Annotated in this window: 16 protein-coding genes; 3 read left to right on the top strand and 13 right to left on the bottom strand. The window is 37.0% G+C overall.

All coding sequences use genetic code 11. From position 1 onward, the window contains the following. Positions 1-23 precede the first annotated feature (23 nt). The 7 genes from M2373_RS07155 to M2373_RS07125 form a co-directional block, all read right to left on the bottom strand. Positions 24-1,043 carry a hypothetical protein gene (locus M2373_RS07155; protein WP_259109031.1) on the bottom strand — a complete coding sequence of 340 codons (1,020 nt, stop codon included), beginning with the start codon at positions 1,041-1,043 and terminating at the stop codon, positions 24-26. A 145-nt stretch (positions 1,044-1,188) separates the two neighbouring features. Next, complete coding sequence (locus tag M2373_RS07150; protein ID WP_259109028.1) at positions 1,189-2,520, bottom strand: quinol:cytochrome C oxidoreductase; 1,332 nt, start codon at positions 2,518-2,520, stop codon at positions 1,189-1,191. An 8-nt stretch (positions 2,521-2,528) separates the two neighbouring features. Continuing rightward, positions 2,529-3,212 carry a cytochrome c gene (locus M2373_RS07145; RefSeq protein WP_259109026.1) on the bottom strand — a complete coding sequence of 228 codons (684 nt, stop codon included), beginning with the start codon at positions 3,210-3,212 and terminating at the stop codon, positions 2,529-2,531. Position 3,213: 1 nt separating this feature from the next. Beyond that, on the bottom strand, positions 3,214-3,735 hold the full coding sequence (locus tag M2373_RS07140) for a DUF3341 domain-containing protein (RefSeq protein ID WP_233110498.1): 522 nt from the start codon (positions 3,733-3,735) through the stop codon (positions 3,214-3,216). Further along, positions 3,722-5,119 carry an NrfD/PsrC family molybdoenzyme membrane anchor subunit gene (gene nrfD, locus M2373_RS07135; protein ID WP_259109023.1) on the bottom strand — a complete coding sequence of 466 codons (1,398 nt, stop codon included), beginning with the start codon at positions 5,117-5,119 and terminating at the stop codon, positions 3,722-3,724. Before nrfD ends, M2373_RS07140 begins: the two co-directional genes overlap by 14 nt. Positions 5,120-5,144: 25 nt before the next feature. Beyond that, entirely contained in the window at positions 5,145-8,213 is a 3,069-nt protein-coding gene (locus M2373_RS07130; protein WP_259109020.1) for a TAT-variant-translocated molybdopterin oxidoreductase, read from the bottom strand. 23 nt (positions 8,214-8,236) lie between these two features. Next, positions 8,237-9,598: a c-type cytochrome gene (locus tag M2373_RS07125; RefSeq protein WP_259109018.1), complete on the bottom strand. Its 1,362-nt coding sequence runs from the start codon at positions 9,596-9,598 to the stop codon at positions 8,237-8,239. Between the two features lie 182 nt (positions 9,599-9,780). Between M2373_RS07125 and M2373_RS07120 the strand changes: the two genes are divergently transcribed. Continuing rightward, the gene (locus M2373_RS07120; RefSeq protein WP_259109016.1) at positions 9,781-10,320 is read left to right on the top strand and encodes an SPOR domain-containing protein; all 540 of its coding nucleotides are present in this window, start codon (positions 9,781-9,783) and stop codon (positions 10,318-10,320) included. 53 nt (positions 10,321-10,373) lie between these two features. On the opposite strand, the gene M2373_RS07115 is transcribed toward M2373_RS07120, so the two are convergent. From M2373_RS07115 to M2373_RS07090, 6 genes are all read right to left on the bottom strand, one after another. Next, a complete protein-coding gene (locus tag M2373_RS07115) occupies positions 10,374-11,648 on the bottom strand; it encodes a DUF6080 domain-containing protein (protein ID WP_259109015.1) in 1,275 nt (424 codons plus the stop codon). A 77-nt stretch (positions 11,649-11,725) separates the two neighbouring features. Beyond that, positions 11,726-12,655: a T9SS-dependent choice-of-anchor J family protein gene (locus M2373_RS07110; RefSeq protein ID WP_259109013.1), complete on the bottom strand. Its 930-nt coding sequence runs from the start codon at positions 12,653-12,655 to the stop codon at positions 11,726-11,728. A gap of 91 nt (positions 12,656-12,746) precedes the next feature. Continuing rightward, complete coding sequence (locus tag M2373_RS07105) at positions 12,747-14,288, bottom strand: YdiU family protein (RefSeq protein WP_259109011.1); 1,542 nt, start codon at positions 14,286-14,288, stop codon at positions 12,747-12,749. A 75-nt stretch (positions 14,289-14,363) separates the two neighbouring features. Continuing rightward, positions 14,364-16,739 carry a penicillin-binding protein 1A gene (locus tag M2373_RS07100; protein ID WP_259109008.1) on the bottom strand — a complete coding sequence of 792 codons (2,376 nt, stop codon included), beginning with the start codon at positions 16,737-16,739 and terminating at the stop codon, positions 14,364-14,366. Between the two features lie 6 nt (positions 16,740-16,745). Further along, a complete protein-coding gene (locus M2373_RS07095) occupies positions 16,746-17,210 on the bottom strand; it encodes a gliding motility lipoprotein GldH (protein ID WP_259109006.1) in 465 nt (154 codons plus the stop codon). After that, on the bottom strand, positions 17,203-18,645 hold the full coding sequence (locus tag M2373_RS07090; protein WP_259109004.1) for a regulatory iron-sulfur-containing complex subunit RicT: 1,443 nt from the start codon (positions 18,643-18,645) through the stop codon (positions 17,203-17,205). Before M2373_RS07090 ends, M2373_RS07095 begins: the two co-directional genes overlap by 8 nt. Before the next feature lie 275 nt (positions 18,646-18,920). Here M2373_RS07090 and M2373_RS07085 point away from each other — a divergent pair, with 275 nt between their 5' ends. Together M2373_RS07085 and M2373_RS07080 are read left to right on the top strand one after the other, a co-directional pair. Continuing rightward, positions 18,921-20,153: an OmpP1/FadL family transporter gene (locus tag M2373_RS07085; protein ID WP_259109001.1), complete on the top strand. Its 1,233-nt coding sequence runs from the start codon at positions 18,921-18,923 to the stop codon at positions 20,151-20,153. A gap of 11 nt (positions 20,154-20,164) precedes the next feature. Then, entirely contained in the window at positions 20,165-21,751 is a 1,587-nt protein-coding gene (locus M2373_RS07080) for a G-D-S-L family lipolytic protein (RefSeq protein WP_259108999.1), read from the top strand. The last annotated feature ends 34 nt before the right edge of the window (positions 21,752-21,785 follow it).

Here is a 21,785-nt window from a genome sequence, read left to right as displayed (position 1 = left end):
AAAACCTTTATTAATAGAGAGTTTTATTTTTTATTTTGTTGTTCTTTCAAATCATCTTTAAAAAATGAGCTGAAGACTTTCTGCATATTTGGAAACGAGGCATCCTCCCAATAGTTTGTTTTGTAGTTGCTGTTACCGGTACTGAATTTTACTTTTTCAATATCTTTTTCATTGCTGAAATTAAGTTCGGCAGGGTAAAAGTTGGTATAAAGTATTAGCTGGTTATAATCCGGTTCACTTTTATGTTTTAGTTTCAAAAATGATATTTCGTTAAACTCTACAAAATCTTTCAAGGTCTTTTTCGAATCTTTTTCATAAGAAACATTAAGGATACTTTTTGCGTCAAAAAAACGATATCCTAAGAAAGCGAATTCTTTTTTCTGTAATGCTTCGCCGCTAATTTCCATCTGGTCTTTTTGAGAACCCTTTAATTCTTTGATTACGGTATTCTTTTTTGTTTTATAATCCAGAATATTTCCTACATCTTTAATATTCGGAATTTCCAGTGAAGAATCATAATCCCATGAAGAGGTCTGTTTTCTTTCGTTTTTAGGATCTTCCAATCTAAACATTCGATATTGTTCTACATAAGTGTTTTTAAGTTTCTTTGTTTTGTTATCGAAAATATAAGTTACGATTCCGTCGGCATAGCAATTTAATTTGTTGTTGACGGTTACATATGCATTAAAGTTTCCTTTTACAAAAATGTATTTTGTGGGTTTTCCATTTTTGAGAACAATGGTTTCGATTTCCTTTACAACATCATTTAGTTTAACAATGCCATTATTAAAATCGGTATAAGATAAAGTTGCGATAGGGTAGTTGTCATAAATAAGCTGAAATTTTTCCTGCTCAGGAATTATTACTTTCTTATCTATTTTCCCATCAATATCTGAATAGGCTAAAATACTCCCGTCTTTTCCAAATACGGAAACTTTGGGTAAAGGCTTTCCACTGTTTTCTGAAATAAAAGTAATGGACTGCCCATTGAATAGCTGAACAGCAAGAATAAAGAGAAGGTAGACTAAGTAATTTCTTTTCATAATACTTTATTTAAGTGATTCTACAATACTAAGACCTGTCATTTCTGAAAAGGTTGCCTCGTTTTCAGAATTTGAGGTATAGCCATAAAAAAAGACTGATTATTTTACTAATCAGTCTTTTACAATTTTATTTTGTTACAAGTCCTTAGAAAGGATACTCATAAATTTCAGATTCGTGTAGGTAAGGGTTACCTGTAGGAATAAGTTTAAGTTTAGATAATGCTGTAAGCACTGTAAACATAAATAATCCAACGATGAATAAAACAGCACCTAATATTAATACGAATACTTCAGGAGTGTTCCAGTATGGTCCTACTGTTCCTGGCATTACCATGTTGAAGTAATCTAAAAGGTGTCCAAGGATTACAACTACCGCCATTGTCGTAACAACTTTGTAGTTTCTCTTGATGCTGCTACTTACTAATACCAATAAAGGTAATAAGAAGTTTACGATCAGCATTGGTAAGAATGTTGTACCATAGTGTTGGAATCTTCCGAAGAAGTAGTTAACCTCTTCCGGTACGTTGGCATACCAGTATAACATAAACTGAGCAAACCATGTATATGTCCAAAGCATACTTGTAGCAAAAAGGAATACTCCTAAATCATGCAAGTGATTATCATTGAACTGAGGTAAGAATCCATTTTTCTTTAAGTAAACACTTAAAAGGATGATTACCGCAATACCACTTGAAAGGCAGCTAACCATTGAATACCAGATATACATTGTAGAATACCAGTGAGGGTCAATAGACATCAACCAGTCCCAAGCCCAAGCTGCAGAAGCAAATCCGAAGAATGCGATATATCCTACTGCCCATCTGTAAAGCATTTGATACTCTACTTTAGACTTAGTTTCATCTACTTTCTTAGATTGAGCTTTAAGCTTCCAAGCGAAGAAAGATGCTCCCACTACATAAATGATCGTTCTGATCGCGTAGAAAGGAATGTTCAGGAATCTTTTCTTTTCGAATAAGATCACATCGAAATGAGCAGAGTTAGGGTCTGTCAAATCCGGATCCATCCAATGGAAAAGGTGACCTTGGTGGAAGATATTTAAAAGCATTAAGATAACTAATATAGCTCCTCCGTATGGAATATAAGAAGCAATAGCCTCCATTACTCTTGTAATAATAATTGGCCAACCTGCGTGTGCAGCGTGCTGAATACAGTAAAAAAACAATACAGCACAACTAATTCCAAAGAAAAATACAGCCACAAAGTGTAGAGATGCCAACGGTTGATTGTGAACTTGTAACGTTGCATGCTCTAAATGAGATTGGTGATCCTGAGGACCTACCATTTCACTCGAGTGTGTAGGAGCATTATGACCGGCAGCATGTACTGCTTCCATCATGTGTTCGATTTTTTCAGTAGAAATTCCTTTGTTTAAAAAGAAACCAATACCAAATAGAACTAAACCTACAACAAGAAGTATTATAGAAGTTGATTTTAATTTTGGTGAAAAACTATACATTTCTTTTCTTATTTTTTAGTTTCGGTAGTAGTTTCAGTTGTTGCCGTCGCTGTAGCTGCTGCCGGTGCTGCTGCTCCTTTTTTGAAAGCATTCATCACATACATTGCTACTCTCCATCTATCTCCTGCATTCAATTGACCTGCATAAGATCCCATGTTGTTTCTACCGTTTGTTAATACATAATGAACAGATCCTACAGTAATTTCTCTGTCAGCATAATTCGGAACTCCGCTATATGCACCACTCTGTACGATTGGTCCCTGTCCATCTCCTCCTGTTCCGTGACAAGCAGCACACGTTTTATCAAATAACATTTTTCCTCTTTCGATATCCTTTGCTGCATTAGCCGGATTTAAAGGAGAAGCTGTCATTTTTTTAGAAGCGTCATATCCTGCATTGTATTCGTCTACATTTTTAGGAAGTAGTGTTTCTTCAAAAACACCATCTTTATTTTGAGCGACACTTCCTTCTACTGGAGAAAGTCCTGTTGCACCATTATTTTTAACAAACGCAGGAATTTCGTTTTCATGATCCGAATATGCATCTTGAGCTTTCATCAATGGATCATAAGCTACTGGAAAGTACATATCAGGGAAATAAACCAACGGAGTATTTTCTTTCGGTCCGCAAGAATTAAGTAAAACTGTTGTTAAACCTAAAACTGCTGTAATTTTTAATACATTCTTTTTCATTTTAAGCGTCTTTAACAGTTATTTCTTCAACTCCAGTTTCAATAAGCAACTGTTTTACAGATTCTACATCTTCAGTTACAAATTCCATCATGAATTTATCATCGGTAGTTCTAGGATCTGGGTTCTGAGCTGGTGCTCCAGGATACATTTTATTTCTTACCAAGAAAGTCAAAGACATCATGTGAGCGGCACAGAATACCATTAATTCGAACATTGGAACTACGAATGCCGGCATGTTGTGTGCCCAGTCAAAAGCAGGTTTACCACCAATGTTTTGAGGCCAGTCATGATTCATCACATACCAAGTTACAGTAGCACCAATGGTAACTCCATAAAGAGCGTAGATGAATGCAGCATCAGAAATTCTGGTTTTCTTTAACCCTAAAGCTTTATCTAGTCCGTGAACCGGGAATGGAGTATAAACTTCGTTTATCGCAATCCCTTTATCGTTGAATGCCTTAACGCCGTTCATTAAATCGTCGTCGTCAGCATAAAGTCCGTATACAATTTTAGTGGTGCTCATCTCCTTCTTTTGCTTTATAAGTTTCACCTGAGATTTTCAAAATCGATTTTAATTCGGCCTGTGCAATTACAGGGAATGTTCTTGCGTATAGTAAGAATAATACAGAGAAGAATCCGATTGTTCCTAAATATACACCCACATCAATGATCGTTGGCTTAAACATTGTCCAAGATCCAGGTAAGTAGTCTCTAGAAAGGTTGATAACGATGATATCAAAACGCTCAAACCACATACCGATGTTGATGATTAATGCAATAATAAATGTTGCAATGATATTTGTTCTTACTCTCTTGAACCAGAACAATGCCGGAATAATCAAGTTACAACTAATCAATGCCCAGAAAGCCCACCAGTAAGGTCCAACAGCAGCACCCGGAGATAGATAAGTAAAATCTTCAAATCTAGATCCAGAATACCATCCGATGAAATATTCAGTAGCATAAGCTACGGTTACCATACCACCTGTTAAGATGATTACGATGTTCATAATTTCGATATGATACATTGTAATATAGTCTTCTAAGTGACACACTTTTCTAGCGATCAACAATAGTGTCTGTACCATTGCGAATCCTGAGAAGATTGCTCCTGCAACGAAGTAAGGAGGATAGATCGTAGAGTGCCATCCTTTAATTACTGAAGTCGCGAAGTCAAAAGATACGGTAGTGTGTACCGAGAATACTAGTGGAGTTGCTAAACCTGCAAGGACCAAAGAAAGCTCTTCGAATCTCTGCCAGTGTTTTGCTTTACCACCCCAACCGAAAGCCAGGAATGTATAAATTTTCTTAGTCCAAGGAGTTTTTGCTCTATCTCTGATCATTGCAAAGTCAGGGATCAATCCCATAAACCAGAATACAGTTGATACTGAGAAATACGTTGAGATCGCGAATACGTCCCAAAGTAGAGGAGAGTTGAAGTTCCCCCAAAGAGAACCGAACTGGTTTGGTAAAGGGAATACCCAATAACCTACCCAAACTCTACCCATGTGGATTACAGGGAAGATTGCCGCCTGTACAACTGCGAAGATAGTCATCGCCTCAGCTGAACGGTTTACAGACATTCTCCATCTCTGTCTAAATAATAATAATACTGCGGAGATAAGTGTTCCGGCGTGACCGATACCTACCCACCATACGAAGTTGGTAATATCCCAACCCCAGTTAATAGTTCTGTTAAGCCCCCATGCTCCAATACCTGTCCCGATAGTATAAGCGATACACCCAAATCCATAGAGGAATAGAACTAAGGCTGCATATAATGAAATCCACCATAATTTACCTGCTCTTTCTTCGATAGGTCGTGCAATATCTTCTGTGATATCGTGATAAGTTTTGTGACCAATAATTAGAGGTTCCCTTATCGGAGCTTCGTAATGTCCTGACATTTTTTACCTATTTATTATTTAAACTTTATTTTTCTACTCTGTTTCTTACTTTAGCGTGATAGAACACATTTGGTTTTGTTCCGATCTCTTCAAGTAAATAATATCTTCTGTTGCTAGAATACAATTCTCTCACTTCAGATTCTTTGTCATTCATGTCTCCAAACGTCATTGCTCCGGTAGAACAAGCAGCAGCACAAGCACAAGAATTTTTGAATTCGTTGTCTGTTACTTTTCTGTTTTCTCTCTTAGCAGCTAAGATTGTAGCCTGAGTTTCCTGGATACACATTGAACATTTCTCCATTACCCCTCTCGTTCTTACAACTACATCTGGATTTAGAACCATTCTTCCAAGGTCGTTATTCATGTTGAAATCGAACTTGTCATTCAGGTTATAAGTAAACCAGTTGAAACGTCTTACTTTGTAAGGACAGTTGTTTGCACAATATCTAGTACCGATACATCTGTTGTAAGCCATGTGGTTTTGACCTTGCTTACCGTGTGAAGTAGCCGCAACCGGACATACAGTTTCACAAGGAGCGTGGTTACAGTGCTGACACATTACCGGCTGGAAGATTACATCCGGATTATCAGCAGGGTGGTTTAATGCACCTCCGTCACCGAAAGCAGTTCCATACAATTCAGGAACAGCCAATCCGTCTTTTAATCCTTCGTATACTTCTACTTTTTGTCTTGAAGAATAGTAACGGTCAATTCTTAACCAATACATATCTCTTGACATTCTGATTTCCTCTTTACCTACAACAGGAACGTTGTTTTCTGCCTGACAAGCAATGATACATGCTCCACAACCAGTACATGAGTTCAAGTCGATTGATAAGTTAAAGTGAGGTCCGTCAGTATCATCAAATGCATCCCAAAGATCAATTTTTCTTGCTGGCAATGCACCGCTGATTGTATGATATTCCAAAGGCTTGTTCCATCCTTTGTGCTCATCGTCAAATGCTACGTTGATGAATTCAGCCAAAGGAACTTCCTTCGCGATTTCATAACGACCCATTAACGTGTTTTGAAGCTGGATACCTGCAAATTCGTGATCTTCTCCTGTTTTCTCGATTTTAACACCGGAAACAACCAGGTTAGAACCATCAAATAGAGGATAAGCATTTACACCTGTATCGGCTGTAGCTCCTGAGTTTTTCTTACCATAACCAAGTGCAAGACCTACAGATCCTTCAGCTTGTCCCGGTTGAATAAATACAGGAACGTTTTCTATTTTTACTCCGTTTACAGTAAGATTTACAATAGAACCATCCAACTGCATTCTAGCATTAAGATCATTGTCTATTTCAAACTTCTCTGCATCTTTAGGAGAAATTGTCAAGTAGTTATCCCAAGACATTCTTGTCAATGGATCCGGTAATTCCTGCAACCAAGGGTTGTTTGCCTGAGTACCGTCACCAATAGAAGTCTTCGTATATAGTACCAATTCTAATTCAGAAGCTTTGAAACCACTTAGTTCCGCAGCAGCCTGAGCACCATTTCCTCCTGCATAAGATAACGTTGTAGCATTATTAGAAGTAGTGATACCGTTATATAAAGCTTTATTGAAAGATGTAGCTCCTAAAATAGAAGCTGCACTAGCTTTTAAATAATCATAATAGTTATTAGCAGCGTTATTTTTTCCATTTTTCCAAACCAATAGAGATTCTTCGATCTGTCTTGACTTGTAGATTTTCTGGATTGTTGGCTGCATCAATGTATAAACTCCGGTCTGAGGTTCCATATCACCCCAAGATTCTAGCCAGTTAGCTACAGGAATTACAGCTTTCGCTGCTTTATACATTGCATTTTTCTTATCAGCAACAGCAACTACGTAAGGTACGTTTTTGATTGCTTTTTCGAATTCAGCACCTTTATAGTGAGAGTAAATAGGATCTACATTGTTTGTAATCAATACACCAACCTGTCCTGCAGTTACCCATCCTAAGAATTCATTATATCTTGCTTTGTCAAATTCTTTTAAGAAGTTTGCTTTACCAGTGAAAGCAACAGATCCCAATTTTTGGTTAATTAAGTGTGCTAAAACCTGAGCTCCTTTAGAACCGTCAGCAAATACAACAGCTTTGTTACCTTTAGCCTGAATTTCTTTTACGATTTCAGCTGCAGATTGATCAGCCGGAGCAGCACCTCCTACGATTGCGTTATAAACTTCAACTAATGTTTTGTTTACAGCACTTGGTTTTAATCTATATCTTGAGTCGGCATTAGCACCTGTTAAAGACATATTTGATTCCACCTGAATGTGTCTCAACATGCTTGCTCCCGGAGTTCTTGCTGTAGCATAAGATGTTTCTAAGCTTGCAGCATTGTAATCTCCTAAGAAATCTGCCTGGAAAGATACTACCAATTCAGTTCCTTTAAGATCGTAAACCGGTAATGCTCTTGTTCCGAATACTTCCTGAGCTGCATCTAAGGCTGCAGAGTAAGGGAAAGCATCATAAGTTACTAATTCAGCTGTAGGATATTTTGCTTTAAATTCAGCAAATAATTTTTTGAATGTAGGTGAAGCAAAAGATTGAGATAATAGTACAATTCTTTTGTTTCCAGCCTTAGCTTCAGTTAATCCTTTAATTACGAAATCATCTACTTTATCGAAAGTTTCATCTTTACCGTCTAGCTTAGGTTGTTTTACTTTATCATTATCATAAAGAGAAAGTACAGCTGCCTGAGCTCTGGCATTAGTTTTACCTAAATCACCAGCTGCCGGGTTCGGATCAATTTTGATAGGTCTACCTTCACGGGTTTTTACTAAAACGCTAGCGAAATCGAAACCATCAAAATATGTTGAAGCGTAGTAGTTAGGAACCCCAGGGATAATATCGTGAGGTTTTACTACGTAAGGAATCGTTTTAATTACCGGAGCTTCACAAGCAGCAAGCGTTACCGCAGCTGTAGAGAATCCTAGTAACTTTAAGAAATCTCTTCTTGAAGTACTTGATCCGTTTTGTTCAGCATCTCCAAGGAAATCTTCTACCGGAATTTCTTCCTGAAACTCTTTTTGAGCCAGCTTATTGTTTAAAGCCGGGTCTTTAAGTTCATGAATACTTCTAAATTGTATTTTGTTTGAAGCCATTTATACTTCTAATTTTTTAGTTATTAATAATGACATTTACCACACTCAAGACCTCCAATCGCATCTACAGTAATCTTACCACCATCTTTAGGGTATTGCTTCTTAAGCTTGTCATGTAGATTCTTGAAGTATTCTTTATTATAACCGTTGTTCATATCAACTTCTGTAGTTCTGTGACATTCGATACACCATCCCATAGTGAAGTCATTTGCCATCTGAACAACATTCATCGTGTCAATTTTTCCATGACAAGCTTTACAAACAACATCAATTTTGTTTGTTGGGTTCTTTTTATTGAAAGAATTGATAATCGCCTGTTCACCTGCTACTACGTGTTGTGAGTGGTTGAAATATACGAAATCAGGCATGTTGTGGATTCTTGTCCATTCTACCGGCTGTGTTTTGCCTGTATACTGAGCTTTTGCAGGATCCCAACCTGTTGCCGCATAAATCTTCTGGATTTCTCCATCGTAGAATGCTTTGTCTTTTCCTGGCTCAAGGTATTTTCCGTTGTATTCAGAAATAGCTTTGTGACAGTTCATACAAACATTCATTGAAGGGATCTCAGAAACCTTACCGTATTTAGCACTAGAGTGACACAATTGACAGTCAATTTTGTTTTCTCCAGCGTGGATTTTGTGAGAGAAATAGATAGGCTGCTCAGGCTTATATCCTTTGTAAACCCCGATCCACATGATCCAGTTCCAAACGCCATAAGTTGCTAATAGCGCAAGGATTGCAATTAATCCTTTACCTACATAGTGGTATTTTTCATAGATTTCACTGAAAGATTTCACTCTTGTTGCATTAAGCCCTGCTAAATCTTCAGATTGACCTAATTTAACCAATTGTCTCAGTTTAATTAAGATCCAAACCAATAGGGCTGCAATCGCTAGAAGTGAAATAATTACAACGCTTGTCGTTGTCTTGTCTGCTGGTGCAGCCGCTGCTGTAGCGTCTGTTGCAGTCGCAGTATCTGCTGTTTTTTCCGGTTCTGGTGCCGGAGGATTAGTCGTAAAAGCCAAGATGTCGTCTATATCCTTATCGGTAAGATTTGGAAAGACCTGCATCTCAGTCTTGTTAAACTTTTCGAAAATTTCATTGGCGTATTTGTCCCCAGAAGCCCTAAGAGCTTTGTTGTCCTTGATCCACTTGTGAAGCCAATCTTTGTCTACACCACCTTCTGTCTTTACTCGTTCTACAACCCCTTTCAGAGGCGGTCCTACAACTTGTTTGTCCAGCGCGTGGCATGCAGTACAATTCGCTTTGAAAAGTTTCTCACCATTTTTAGGATCGCCGTCTTGCCCGTAAATTGAAGCACTGGTTGATAGCAATAAGCCTATCGCGATCAACGTTTGTTTATAATGCTTTCTCCAACTAATCATTTAAATTATCTTATGTTAGTAAAATATTGAACCAATCAATTCCGCAAAAATAATATTTTTAACAGGAATTTAACGGTATATGCAAAGGGGAAAATATCATTTACGTTTAATTTGTAATTATTCTAAATAACTCAGTTTGGTATAATTTTTTAATTTGTATAAATTTGCGGAAACAAGTTTAAATGAGAAAATTGATCAAAATATTTTCGGTATTGTCTCTTCTAGGGTTTTATACTGCTGAAGCACAGCAGGTTGTAAAAAGAGATACGTTGGATGGTACGGAGCTGGTAATTACCATGGATTCTAAGGTGAACAGTGCTTTAGAAAATATTGAAGGCAAATGTGCTAAAGTGGCTAATAATACATCGGTAAGAGACAGTGGTGACGGGGAGACCTACACGAGGCCTGCAAAAATATATGTTCCCAGCAGAGAGCTTACCAATGCTGAAATCTGTAGAAAAAATCCAAGAATCTTAGGATTCAAGATTCAAATTACTACAGTGAAAAGCAATGAGGAAGCCAATGAGGTGAAATCGTATTTTAGAAAAAGGTTTCCAAGCTTAAAAGTTGAAACAGATGCTTCTTTAAGGCCTAACTATAAAATTCTGGCAGGAAGTTATTTTACAAAACAGAGTGCCGCGGCTGATCTTTCGCGAATCAGAGAATATTTTAAATCTGCGATTGCGGTGCAATACAGAATTTTCTGCGCAGAAGCAAAATAATAATATTTGATATAAATAAGTATAGGGCTGAGGGTGAAAATTCTCAGCTTTTTTTATTGATAATTCTGGTCTAAAAAAACAAAAAATTCTGACATTCTAATGATGTTGTTGATGGCTAAATAAGCGAAGAGAAAAGTGATCGTTATAGTTAAAAATGAAAATGCGTTTGAAGACCTTTTGTAAGAGTAGAAAAGCCATCCCAACAGTAATGGATAAACGAAAATAAAGTGTCCTCCGTAAATGTATGAAGTGTGTATTCCGAACTTTAAAAGGCAGTGAATAATGATGTCTATGGAAAAGGAAATCATCAAAATCTGAACTAATTTATTCTTTACATTTTTGAAATAACTCCACAAAACAAGTAGCAGTAAAGTACATATAAATACATAAGGAACCAATGAAGAATAAACGTCCATAATTAGACCTTTATAATGGAACCCCTGCATGTTGTGTTTGTCACGAATGATGAAGTTTGAGAATAGAATATTTTCGCCAAAAAAATAGGATAAAACAGCGTCCCATATTGGAGTTGATCTTACATTGGAGAATTTTTCATATTGCTCATTGGTTCTGTTAAATATATTTTCGTATTTGAAGTTGATCCTGTTTAAATACAAAACAATGAAGCAAATGCAGGTAAGGATTATGCTAAAGATGGCGTAACCGATTTTTCTCCAGCTCTTGAAAAGGCCTTTCTGGAAACCGACAGGAATAAATACTTTTACAATATTTGTCACGGTTAAACCTCCAACTGAAACTCCAGCGAAAATTAATGCTAAAGCGGGTATTTGCTGTTCTTTTTGAATCTTTATAGCGGAATAATGGTTAAATAAAGTCAATAAAAATAGGGTGTAGGTGAAATTTTCAGGAGTAAAAGAGAGTAGGATGCTGGTTGAAAAAAAACTAAAAAAAACAACCAAAAGCAAATTGATATGGAGAGGCAGCTTGATGATGTTTTTTAAGTATTTGAAAATTTGAAGTACACTTAAGCTTACTGCAAGATTGCTGAACCACGCGAGTGTTAATCTGAAAGTTGTATCGGTTTTACCACTAGAAACCAATAAGGCTAATTCTCTTAGCCAATTGAAGAAATAATAAGATAGAGGGTGTCTTTCAAAGCTTCCTCCGGACATCACTATTGATTTGTTATCGAAACTAAAATAAGCATCCCAAGGTATTCTGCTGTCAAAAATAACGGTATAATTGATTGCGATATATGATCCTAAAATTCCATAAGCTGTAAGAAATGCGAAAAATAGGCCTAATTCGATAGGTGTTGAAGGGAAGATGAGTCTAAAAACGTTTAGAATCTTTGATTTGATTGCCACGTGTTAAGTTTTTTTGCAAAAATAGAATAAAAAAACTCACCAGATTTGGTGAGTTTTATATATTGTTATAATTAAAATTATTCTTTAATTACTTTTTCTGTAGAAGCTGTTCCGTCCGTGAATTCAACTTTTACCAGATATGATCCTTTTGGTAAAGAAGAAAGATCTACTTTTTGAGTTGTAGAGCTTAATACTGCTCTTCCGGAAACATCTAAAACTGTTGAAGTTTTTATTTTTTTATCAGTTTTGATGTTAAGCTCTCCTTTAGTAGGGTTAGGGTAGATACTTGTTTTTGATTTTGAAGCAGAAACCTCATCTGTGGCAAGTGATCCGGTTGTAATTCTGACGTCATCTACCATAAACATGTATTTGTCTGCTGAGATACATTGGATTCCGATTCTTACAGTTTGCCCAGCGTATGCGTCAAGTGCGTAAGATACTCTTCCCCAGTTTGGGTAAGGAGCGTTTAAAGGAGTTGCTCCGGAGATTATAGTAAAATCAGCTGCGGAAGTAGGAGCTCCACTTCCTACATATACTCCCACTCTGTATCTTTCTGGGGTGTATGTGTTTGATAAAGCCTTAACCCATAGTGATACGAGGTTAGCTGTTGCGCCTAATGTAACTGCTGGAGAAATTAACCAGTCATTGTTTGCTGTGATGGGAGCTGCGGGAACAGCGGCCCAAGAAGCAGCGTATTTTAGACCACTATGTGGGTCGAAATTTCTTGTTTCAGGATCGCTTATTGTTGCAGTTGCGTTGTTTGTAACGCCTGCCACAGAGGGGTTGAAAATTTGAAATGCCATTGCGGCACCTGCGTTATCCCAATCTGGGTTATCGCTTCCTCCAGTGTAGGTTCCTAATTGGTCGAGGTCTAATGTTAGCCAGCCTCCAAAGCCAGTAATTGCAAAGTTTGTATAAGACTCAAAGTCTTCATTTAATAATACCGTCTGAGCTTGGGTAGCTGCAGCAGTAAATAATAAGCTTAGAGAAAGTAGAAGTTTTTTCATGATACTTTATTTTTTCGTAAAAGTAATGAAAAAACTCAATTATGCATAAATTTTTAAGTTAAAAGTTATATTGTTAAAAAATTAATAATTATTATGAGCTGCAAGAAAGTGTGGAAGATCCGGAAATATCATCATATTTTAAAGGTCTTTTCTTGGATAAATCAGGATGTGTTTCTTCATACGGATTTTTTAAAGCATTAATTAAAATGTTTAATTTTTCGGTTTTTCCTAAATTAATTTCTTCTATACATTCGTAAAGTAAATAATTTCTTAATGTGAATTTGGGATTTGTTATTTTCATTAAAACAATAGATTCTGCTTTTGAGATAATATTTTTCTCTAATCGAAGGTTGTATGAATTTATGAAATTTGCAATTTTATCTAAATTCTGATTATTTAAAGAATGATAAGAAATATTTTCAAATTGCTTTCTTAGATCTGTTTCTTTGTCAAATTTCTCAATCTGGCTGAAGAATAAAGTGTAATCAAGTTGTAATTCCTGCATCAGACCTTGCCAGTTGGTGAAGAATTCTTCATCCCCATCAAGAAGCTGGTCGAATCCAAATTTTCGGCAAAGCATTTTATCATGCTGCTCCCAGAAGTAATTTCCATAATTATTTAATGTTTCTTCCAAAAATTTTTCATCTTTTATTAAAGGATGAAGAGCATTTGCGAGCTGCCAAAGATTCCACTGTGAAATTTGACCTTGTTTTCCAAAAGCATATCTTCTTCCGGGCAGATCTGTAGTGTTTGGGGTGAAGTTTAAATCATATTCATCCATCATTGAAAAAGGACCGTAGTCTATTGTTAATCCCAGAACAGACATATTATCTGTATTCATTACACCATGAACAAAGCCTACTCTAAACCATTCTACCATTAAATCTGCTGTTCGTTTTGAAATGTTTTCAAAAAAGTCTTTATATTTTTGAGCTCCTTCAGAGTTGATTTCCGTAAAGTAGTTCTCTATTGTAAAATCAACAAGATCCTGTAAAGTACTGTATTCTCGTTGAGCAGACATTAATTCGAAGTGCCCAAAACGAAGAAAGCTTTCTGCTGTTCGGATCACTACAGCTCCTTTTTCTTCTTGTGGATTCCCATCGTACATCATGTCCCGGACTACATTTTCTCCGGTGAGGCTTAAGCTTAATGCTCGGGTAGTAGGAATTCCCAGATGGTACATGGCTTCACTCATTAAATATTCTCTGAGGGAGGATCTTAAAACTGCTCTGCCGTCCGCATGTCTTGAGTAGGGAGTCGCTCCGGCTCCTTTCCATTGTATTTCGGTTTTCTTTCCGTCTTTGTTAGTGATTTCTCCTGCCAGAATAGCTCTTCCATCACCAAGCTGTCCTGCCCAGTTTCCAAACTGATGGCCTGCGTAAGCTGTTGCATATGATTGAATATTTTTCGGAAGATTTGTGCCGGCAAGAAAGTTCAAATCGTTTTCTTCAAATTTTCCAAGACCTATTTCTTCAGAAAGTTCATTATTAAATATAATTAATTCTGGAGTCGTAAAGCCTGCTGGTTCAGTAGTGGAAAACAAAACTTTGGGAGTATTTCTTTGCATGGTGTTGCGTGAAAAATCCCCGGGAAATATATCAATAAAAGGTTGTTTAATGTTCTCGATTTTCATAATTCAAAGGTATTAATTATAAAAGAAAGACCTTTCAAATAAATTGAAAGGTCTTGTGTATTTCTAAAAGAGAATTTATTTATTGAAATCTACCTCATCTGAAGAATGAAGATTTTCATTAATGTTTTCTTCTTTTTTATCTGTATTCTTTGGAGTAGGATCTACAGGTTTAGGATTTTTAATCTCATCGATTGTTTGAAGTCCACCGTCGTCTCCGTAACCACCGCCAATGCCTTTAAGGTTTGAGCAGCCGTCTTTCCAGTCGGAAGGTTTTACAAACTTGTCATCAGGTGAAACCCCTAAACTTTTGTCGGCCCATACTTTTTTCATGAATATAGCCCAGATTGGTAATGCCATTTTTGCACCCTGACCTTCGCCGGTTCCGTAGAAGTGGGTCGCTCTGTCTTCCCATCCAACCCATGCACCGGTTGCTAATTTTGGTGTAATTCCCATAAACCAACCGTCTGAGTTATTCTGAGTAGTACCTGTTTTAGCGGCAATGTCAATATCTTTTGAAACTCCTCTTCTTCCTAATTCACCAGATGCTGTACCATATTGTGCTACTCCTTTCATCAGTTCAATCATGGTGTAAGCATACATAGGGTTCATAACTTCTTTTGGTTCTACATTTACCTCTTTGATGACTCTACCATTGGCATCTTCAATTCTCCAGATCATTTCCGGTTTGTTGTGATTTCCGTAGTTAGCAAAAGTACTGTAAGCACCTAACATCTCAAAAATTGTAATATCAGATGAACCTAAGGCGATTGTATTGTTTCTTGGAATATCTTCTGTTACTCCCAAATCTCTTGCAGTCTGAATAACTGCGTCTACACCTGTCATTTCAATAAGACGAGCTGCAATAGGGTTTTGAGAATGAGCTAAGCCGTCTTTAAGTGTTAGCATTCCTCCTCGGCCCGGGACGTGCCATCCTTTGTGATCATAGGTTGCGTTGGATACGGCTGAACAAGGAGTCATTCCCAATTTCATAATAGCTGTAGCGTATACGAATGGTTTAAATGTCGACCCTACCTGTCTCTTACCTTGCTTGATATGATCATATTGGAAATGCTGCCAGTCAATACCTCCAACCCAGGCTTTAATTTCACCTGTTCCAGGAACCATAGACATCAATCCTGCCTGTGCAATTTGTTTATGATATCTGATAGAATCCCAAGGAGACATTTCTACCTCTTCTTCACCATTCCATGTGAAACGGGATGTTTTGATAGGTTTTTTGAACTCCATCATAATGGAATCTTCAGGCATCTTATCTGCTTTCAGCATTTTGTAGCGACCTGTTCTTCTTACCGCCTGCATCATTACGCTATTGATCTGCTTATCATTCAGGTAATAGAACGGTCTGTTTTTTCTACCTCTCTGTTCTGCATCAAATCTTTTCTGAAGATCTGTTAAATGTTCTCTGATTGCATCTTCTGCATATTTTTGCATTTTTGAATCAAGAGTAACATATATTTTTAAACCGTCCTTATAAAGGTTTAATTTTTTGCCGGTTTCCTTTTCGTAATCAGTAAGGTATTTATCAATTTCTTTTCTTAGATAAAACTTATAGTAAGCTGAATATCCATCCGAAATATTTTTGATTGGATGAAAGTCAACTTCGATAGGTGTACTGGTAGCTTTGTCATACGTTGCTTGGTCAATATAACCGGTTTTAAGCATTTGTTCCAATACAACGTTTCTTCTTTCTTTCGCTTTTTCCGGGTTTCTATAAGGATTGTTTTTTCTGGGATTTTCAAGCATGGCTACAAACGTAGCAGCTTCCGGAAGGGTAAGTTCAGAAGTTTTTTTGTTAAAGTATACCTTAGAAGCCATTTCAACACCATTCGCATTGAATAGGAAATCGAATTTATTGAAATATAAAGTGATAATTTCTTCTTTAGTATATCTTTTTTCAAGACTTACCGCTACGATCCATTCTTTCAGTTTCTGAAAGGCTCTCTGAACTTTATTTTGAGAGGCATTCCCAGTGAAAAGTAGCTTTGCAAGCTGCTGGGTAATCGTAGATCCACCACCTCTTTTTCCTCCATAAACAACAGCTCTGGCAACAGATTGTAAATCAATTCCCGAATGTTCTTTGAAACGCTCATCTTCTTTCGCTTGTAAAGCATAGATAAGATAAGGGGGAAGGTCTTTATAAAAGATAGGTTGTGTTTTCTCTTTTTCGAATTTTCCTAAAAGTACTCCGTCTGAAGAAATAATTTCGGAGGCTACATAAATATCAGGATTTTCGAGCTCTTTTACATCAGGCATTTCACCAAGAAATCCTTGGGAAACGGCAAAGAAAAGCCCTGAAATACCTAAAACTACCGCGATAAGCCCAATCCAAATGAATTTAACCCACCTTTTCCAAGAGGTATCTTTCTTTTTTTTAGGAGGAAGCGGAAATGTTTTTCCTTTACTTCCAGCGTTTTGCTTGTTTTGTTCCATTTATGATTACGGTTTAGCCGTTTCTATTTTTACTCCGATATCTTCAATCCCCGGAAGATTGTCATTTCTCATGGCCTGGGTTAAGCCAATCTGATATTTGCCTTCCTTCGGAAATTTATAATTCAGTTTATACTGAAAAAGAGTTTCCTTCGTGTCACCAAATCCTGTACCAAGCCATTCTCCATTTGGTTTTGCTAAAACATAGTTTAGAGTGTCTGTTTCCTTTTTCTTGGTCTGAAGATCTGTAAAATTGACAATAAATCTTATGTTGCTGTAAGGAAAATTGTTATTATTTCTTACAACAAATATAATATTTTTAGGATTTTGCGGATCTGAAATTTCAAGATTAAATTTTTGTTCACTTTTCTTACTCCATTTATTATTAACGGAATTCATGATAACTTCTCCTTCAGAAGAAGAATTACAACTAAAGAAAAGGATAAGAGTAAGTAATCCTAAAATTTTACGCATTATTGTCTTTTTTTGGAGGAAATTTCTTTTTAAACTTTTTCTTATTCGGATTTTGTTGTGGTTTTTTTTCCTGATCAGAACCTGCTGCTTCTACTTTTTCCAACTGAACTTTAGGCTGTTGAGGCTTCTGTTGTCTTGGTTGGTTATTTGAATTGGCATTTGGGTTTTGCGGTCTTTCCTGTTTTTGAGGTTTTTCAGATCTTTCCGGTCTCTCACTTCTCTCAGGGCGATCTTGTCTTTCAGGTCTGTTGGTGTTTTTCTTCGGACCTTGCTGATTTTGATTGCTCTGATTGTTGTTTGGTCTGTTCTGGTTCTGATTCTGATTCCTGTTTTTAGGACCTCTGTTTTTCTTTTCGAATCGGTCAACATTGTTTTCCTGAATAAGATCAATCGTCTGTAATGGTCCTTCAGGTTGTTTTAATTCTTCAAGAGGTAAGATTTTCTCGCCACGCTTATTTTTAGAGATCAACTTTTTAACTAAATCAATATCAAAGTCGTACCATGCCATAGAGCTGTCTACGTAAGCAAACCACATTTTCTTTTTGAAAACATCAATTTTGATACAAAAAGCTCTTCCTTTTTCCGTATCCAACATCGTTGAAGAAGAAGGAAAGTTGCTTAGCGCATCAAGATAGCTGTCTAGTTCATAGTTAAGACAACATTTAAGCTTACCGCATTGTCCCGCCAGTTTCTGAGGATTAATGCTGAGCTGCTGATATCTGGCAACATTGGTATTTACAGATCTGAAATCCGTTAACCATGTTGAACAGCAAAGTTCTCTTCCGCAAGAACCGATACCTCCGACTTTTGCAGCTTCCTGTCTGAAACCGATTTGTTTCATATCGATTTTAGTTCTGAAGGCGCCTGCATAATCTTTAATTAACTGTCTGAAATCTATGCGATTGTCAGCGGTATAATAAAATGTTACTTTTGAGGCATCTCCCTGATACTCAACGTCTGTAACTTTCATTTCGAGACCTAGTCTCTGGGCGATTTTTCTCGCCTCCAGCTTTATGCCGTCTTCTTTCTTTCTTGCTTCCTGCCAAACTTCCAGATCTTTCTGGTTGGCCTGTCTGTATATTTTAAGGACAGATTCTTCTGAAAATTTCTTCTTTTTCATCTGAATCTTTACCAGTTCGCCGGTGAGACTTACCACACCTACATCATGTCCGGGACTTGATTCTACTGTTACTACGCTACCTATATGTAAAGGAACATTATTTACATTTTTATAAAACGATTTTCTGTCATTTTTAAATCTAACTTCTACATAATCACACCTATTAGGGGCGGGATTGTTTATGTTAGAAAGCCAGTCGAAAACACTTAATTTATAACTATTACCACAGGTATTTACACTTTCACAGCCATTCGCGGTTTTCTTGGGTCCGCAAGAATGTGCAGAATCGCCGGATGTTTTACATCCACAACTCATATTGTATATATTTAATCTTGCAAATTTATATATTTTTATCTTTATGCGATTGTAAAATAAGCAAATATTCCTAATCTGTGTGTTTAACATTAAACTTTAAATTAGTTTATTACTGAAAGGTTTATTAAGTACTTAACAACGATGTATTTAAATCGGGTATTTCTTAAAGTGCTATTTTAAACATAATTTTCTTTTAGCATAATGTTTAAAATTTTAAGATTTATTAACAGACGTAACTAAAATAATTTTATATTTGGGTTATATAATAATAGTCTATGAAAAAAATCTTAGTATCAACTGCTTTATTGGCGGGTGTTCTATCTTATGCGGGAGGCTTCAGAGTGTCTTTGCAGGGGGTAAAGCAATTGGCAATGGCACATACCAGTGCGCATGCTGAAGATGCAAGTGTGGCATTCTTTAACCCGGCAGGTATGTCATTTATTCCTTCGAAGCTGAGTATAGCAATTGGAGGTTTCGCAGCAGGTAATAAAGTTACATTCCAGAACTTAAATACTTTGCAGAGCACAGAAACGGATAATCCTATCGGAACTCCTCTTTATGGAGCGATTACTTATAAACCATTGGAAAAATTATCTGTTGGTTTCAGTTTTTCTACTCCTTTCGGAAGTACAATTAAATATCCTTACGACTGGGAAGGGAAAGAAATGGTACAAAAGCTGGAGCTTAAGAGTTTCTACTTCCAGCCAATGATTTCATATAAATTTAACGACTGGTTTGCATTTGGTGCAAGTTATATCTATGCAAGAGGCCAGGTGAACTGGGATAAGGCAGTTACACAATTCAGCGGAAACCTTAATATTAAGGATGAAAAAGCCAGCGGAAGCGGGTATGGTTTCGGTTTCTACTTCAGACCTGATCCAAAATTGGATGTGAGTATTGCGTACCGTTCACCAGTAGATATGAAAGCTAAAAACGGGAAAGCTACTTTTGATATATCACCGGCAGTATATTCTCAACTTGGTTTAAATGCTCAGGGACAAGACAGTTTCACAGCGATGTTACCATTGGTAGAAGAATATACGATTGGTTTAACGTATAAAATTACACCAAAGTGGTTGATTTCAGCAGATTTCAACTACCATGGATGGGAAAGATACAGCAAGCTGACGTTGGATTTTGCTAATGCTCCTGTTGGAAACCAGGCAGATCCTACCATTTTGGTTGCTCCTAAGAATTTTAAAAATACAAAAACATTCAGATTGGGTACACAGTATGCTTTCACCAACATGATCTATGGTCGTCTTGGGGCTTACTATGATGAATCTCCTTATTCTGATGACAACTTTATTCCCGAAACGCCTTCTTATAATACTTATGTAGTGACTGGTGGGGTAGGATTTAAACTGAAAAAATTCGGAGTTGATATAGCTGGTGGATACGCGATGCCTCAGGCTAGAGATGTGAAAAATGACTATTTGCAGTTTTATGGGCAATCTACAGCTACTGCATTCTATGTAGGTCTAGGTTTATCTTATAATCCTTTTTAATTGAAAAGACTATGAAAAAAATTATAATTTCAACATTAGCTGTTTCTGCACTTTTTTTAACGACAAGCTGCGAACACGATTTTGATACGGATGTAAAAGATATTCCTGTAACAAGTGGTGAAGCTGATTTTTCAAGATATGTTTCCTTAGGGAACTCTTTGACTTCAGGGTACAGAGACGGAGCTCTTTACAGCTCAGGACAGAATGAATCTTATCCAAGTATGATTGCAGGACAAATGAAACTTGCAGGAGGTGGTGATTTTAATCAGCCAATGATGCCTAACGATATCGGAGGGTTTAATAACTTGAAAGATGCAGCGGGGAATTTATTATTTCCTGGAAAGCTTGAACTAAAAGTTGTTAACGGGGCCCTTTCTCCGGATAATTTGCCGACTACTACTGCCTTAGATAATATTTCAGCCGGAAGGCCGTATAGAAATATGGGAGTTCCGGGTGCTAAGTCTTTCCATTTGGTAGCTCCTAATTACGGAAGTCTTGCAGGGCTGGCTACAGGAACGGCTAATCCTTATTTCGTACGATTTGCTTCTTCAGCAACAACTACGGTTTTAGCGGATGCAATGTCTCAGGCTCCTACATTTTTCTCTCTTTGGATCGGAAATAACGATGTACTTTCTTATGCGACCAATGGAGGGACGAATTCTCAGACTGTAGGGACAGTTACAACATACTCTGCAGCAACAGTGCAAAACGGAAACTTAAATCCTGCAACTTATAAATCTAATGATATTTCAGATCCTAATGTATTGGCGGGTTCTATAAAAGGAGTATTGGATGGTCTTAAAAGTGTAGGAGCTACAAAAGGAATCATCGGAAATATTCCTGATGTTACCAGTATTCCGTTCTTTACAAGAGTACCTTATAATGCAATTCCTCTGGATGCAGCAACTGCTCAGAAGTTGAATACGACTCTTTATGGTCCGTTAAAATCTGCGCTTACTTTCTTTGGTCAGGGAGATAGAATTAACCCTGTTGCAGCTGGAAATAACCCGGTTTTAATTAAAGATAATAAGCTTACAAACCTTTCTGCTCAGCTTACCGCAGCTTTGACAACTGCAGGATATCCTTTAGATCAGGCGACTTTTATAGGTAATGCTTTCGGTCAGACGCGTCAGGCAAAACAGGGAGAGCTTATTCTTCTTACGGCAAGTAAGGTTTTGGGATTGGATGCGATCACAAATCAGCCTCCTACAGCAAGTTCTCAGTTTATTTATGGGGCCAGCTTCCCGATTGGAGATCAGCTTTCTCTTACAGCAGATGAGGTAAGCAATATTTCTACAGCTGTTAAGGCGTATAATGTTGCTATTAAAGGACTGGCAGATTCTTACAATCTTGCATTTGTAGATGCAAATACTAAAATGAAAGAACTGGATTCAAAAGCAGGAATTACCTGGAACGGAGTGAAGTATACAGCAACTTTTGTTACCGGGGGAGCTTTCTCTCTGGATGGCGTTCACTTAACCGGAAGAGGGTACGCAATCATTGCTAATGAATTTATTAAATCAATTAATGCAAAATACAAATCTACTTTACCACAGGTAGATCCGAATAAATATTCAGGAGTAAAATTCCCTCAATAAAATCGGAATAAATAAAAACTTAGAAACCACAAGA

The sequence above is a fragment of the Chryseobacterium sp. JUb7 genome (assembly GCF_024806495.1).
In the GTDB taxonomy this organism is placed as follows: Bacteria; Bacteroidota; Bacteroidia; order Flavobacteriales; family Weeksellaceae; genus Chryseobacterium.
This window is presented reverse-complemented; position numbering and strand designations above follow the sequence as displayed.

Coding starts and splice junctions, on each gene's coding strand:
- M2373_RS07155 (WP_259109031.1), bottom strand. CDS start 1,043: ATGAAAAGAAATTACTTAGTCTACCTTCTCTTTATTCTTGCTGTTCAG.
- M2373_RS07150 (WP_259109028.1), bottom strand. CDS start 2,520: ATGTATAGTTTTTCACCAAAATTAAAATCAACTTCTATAATACTTCTT.
- M2373_RS07145 (WP_259109026.1), bottom strand. CDS start 3,212: ATGAAAAAGAATGTATTAAAAATTACAGCAGTTTTAGGTTTAACAACA.
- M2373_RS07140 (WP_233110498.1), bottom strand. CDS start 3,735: ATGAGCACCACTAAAATTGTATACGGACTTTATGCTGACGACGACGAT.
- nrfD (WP_259109023.1), bottom strand. CDS start 5,119: ATGTCAGGACATTACGAAGCTCCGATAAGGGAACCTCTAATTATTGGT.
- M2373_RS07130 (WP_259109020.1), bottom strand. CDS start 8,213: ATGGCTTCAAACAAAATACAATTTAGAAGTATTCATGAACTTAAAGAC.
- M2373_RS07125 (WP_259109018.1), bottom strand. CDS start 9,598: ATGATTAGTTGGAGAAAGCATTATAAACAAACGTTGATCGCGATAGGC.
- M2373_RS07120 (WP_259109016.1), top strand. CDS start 9,781: ATGAGAAAATTGATCAAAATATTTTCGGTATTGTCTCTTCTAGGGTTT.
- M2373_RS07110 (WP_259109013.1), bottom strand. CDS start 12,655: ATGAAAAAACTTCTACTTTCTCTAAGCTTATTATTTACTGCTGCAGCT.
- M2373_RS07105 (WP_259109011.1), bottom strand. CDS start 14,288: ATGAAAATCGAGAACATTAAACAACCTTTTATTGATATATTTCCCGGG.
- M2373_RS07100 (WP_259109008.1), bottom strand. CDS start 16,739: ATGGAACAAAACAAGCAAAACGCTGGAAGTAAAGGAAAAACATTTCCG.
- M2373_RS07095 (WP_259109006.1), bottom strand. CDS start 17,210: ATGCGTAAAATTTTAGGATTACTTACTCTTATCCTTTTCTTTAGTTGT.
- M2373_RS07090 (WP_259109004.1), bottom strand. CDS start 18,645: ATGAGTTGTGGATGTAAAACATCCGGCGATTCTGCACATTCTTGCGGA.
- M2373_RS07085 (WP_259109001.1), top strand. CDS start 18,921: ATGAAAAAAATCTTAGTATCAACTGCTTTATTGGCGGGTGTTCTATCT.
- M2373_RS07080 (WP_259108999.1), top strand. CDS start 20,165: ATGAAAAAAATTATAATTTCAACATTAGCTGTTTCTGCACTTTTTTTA.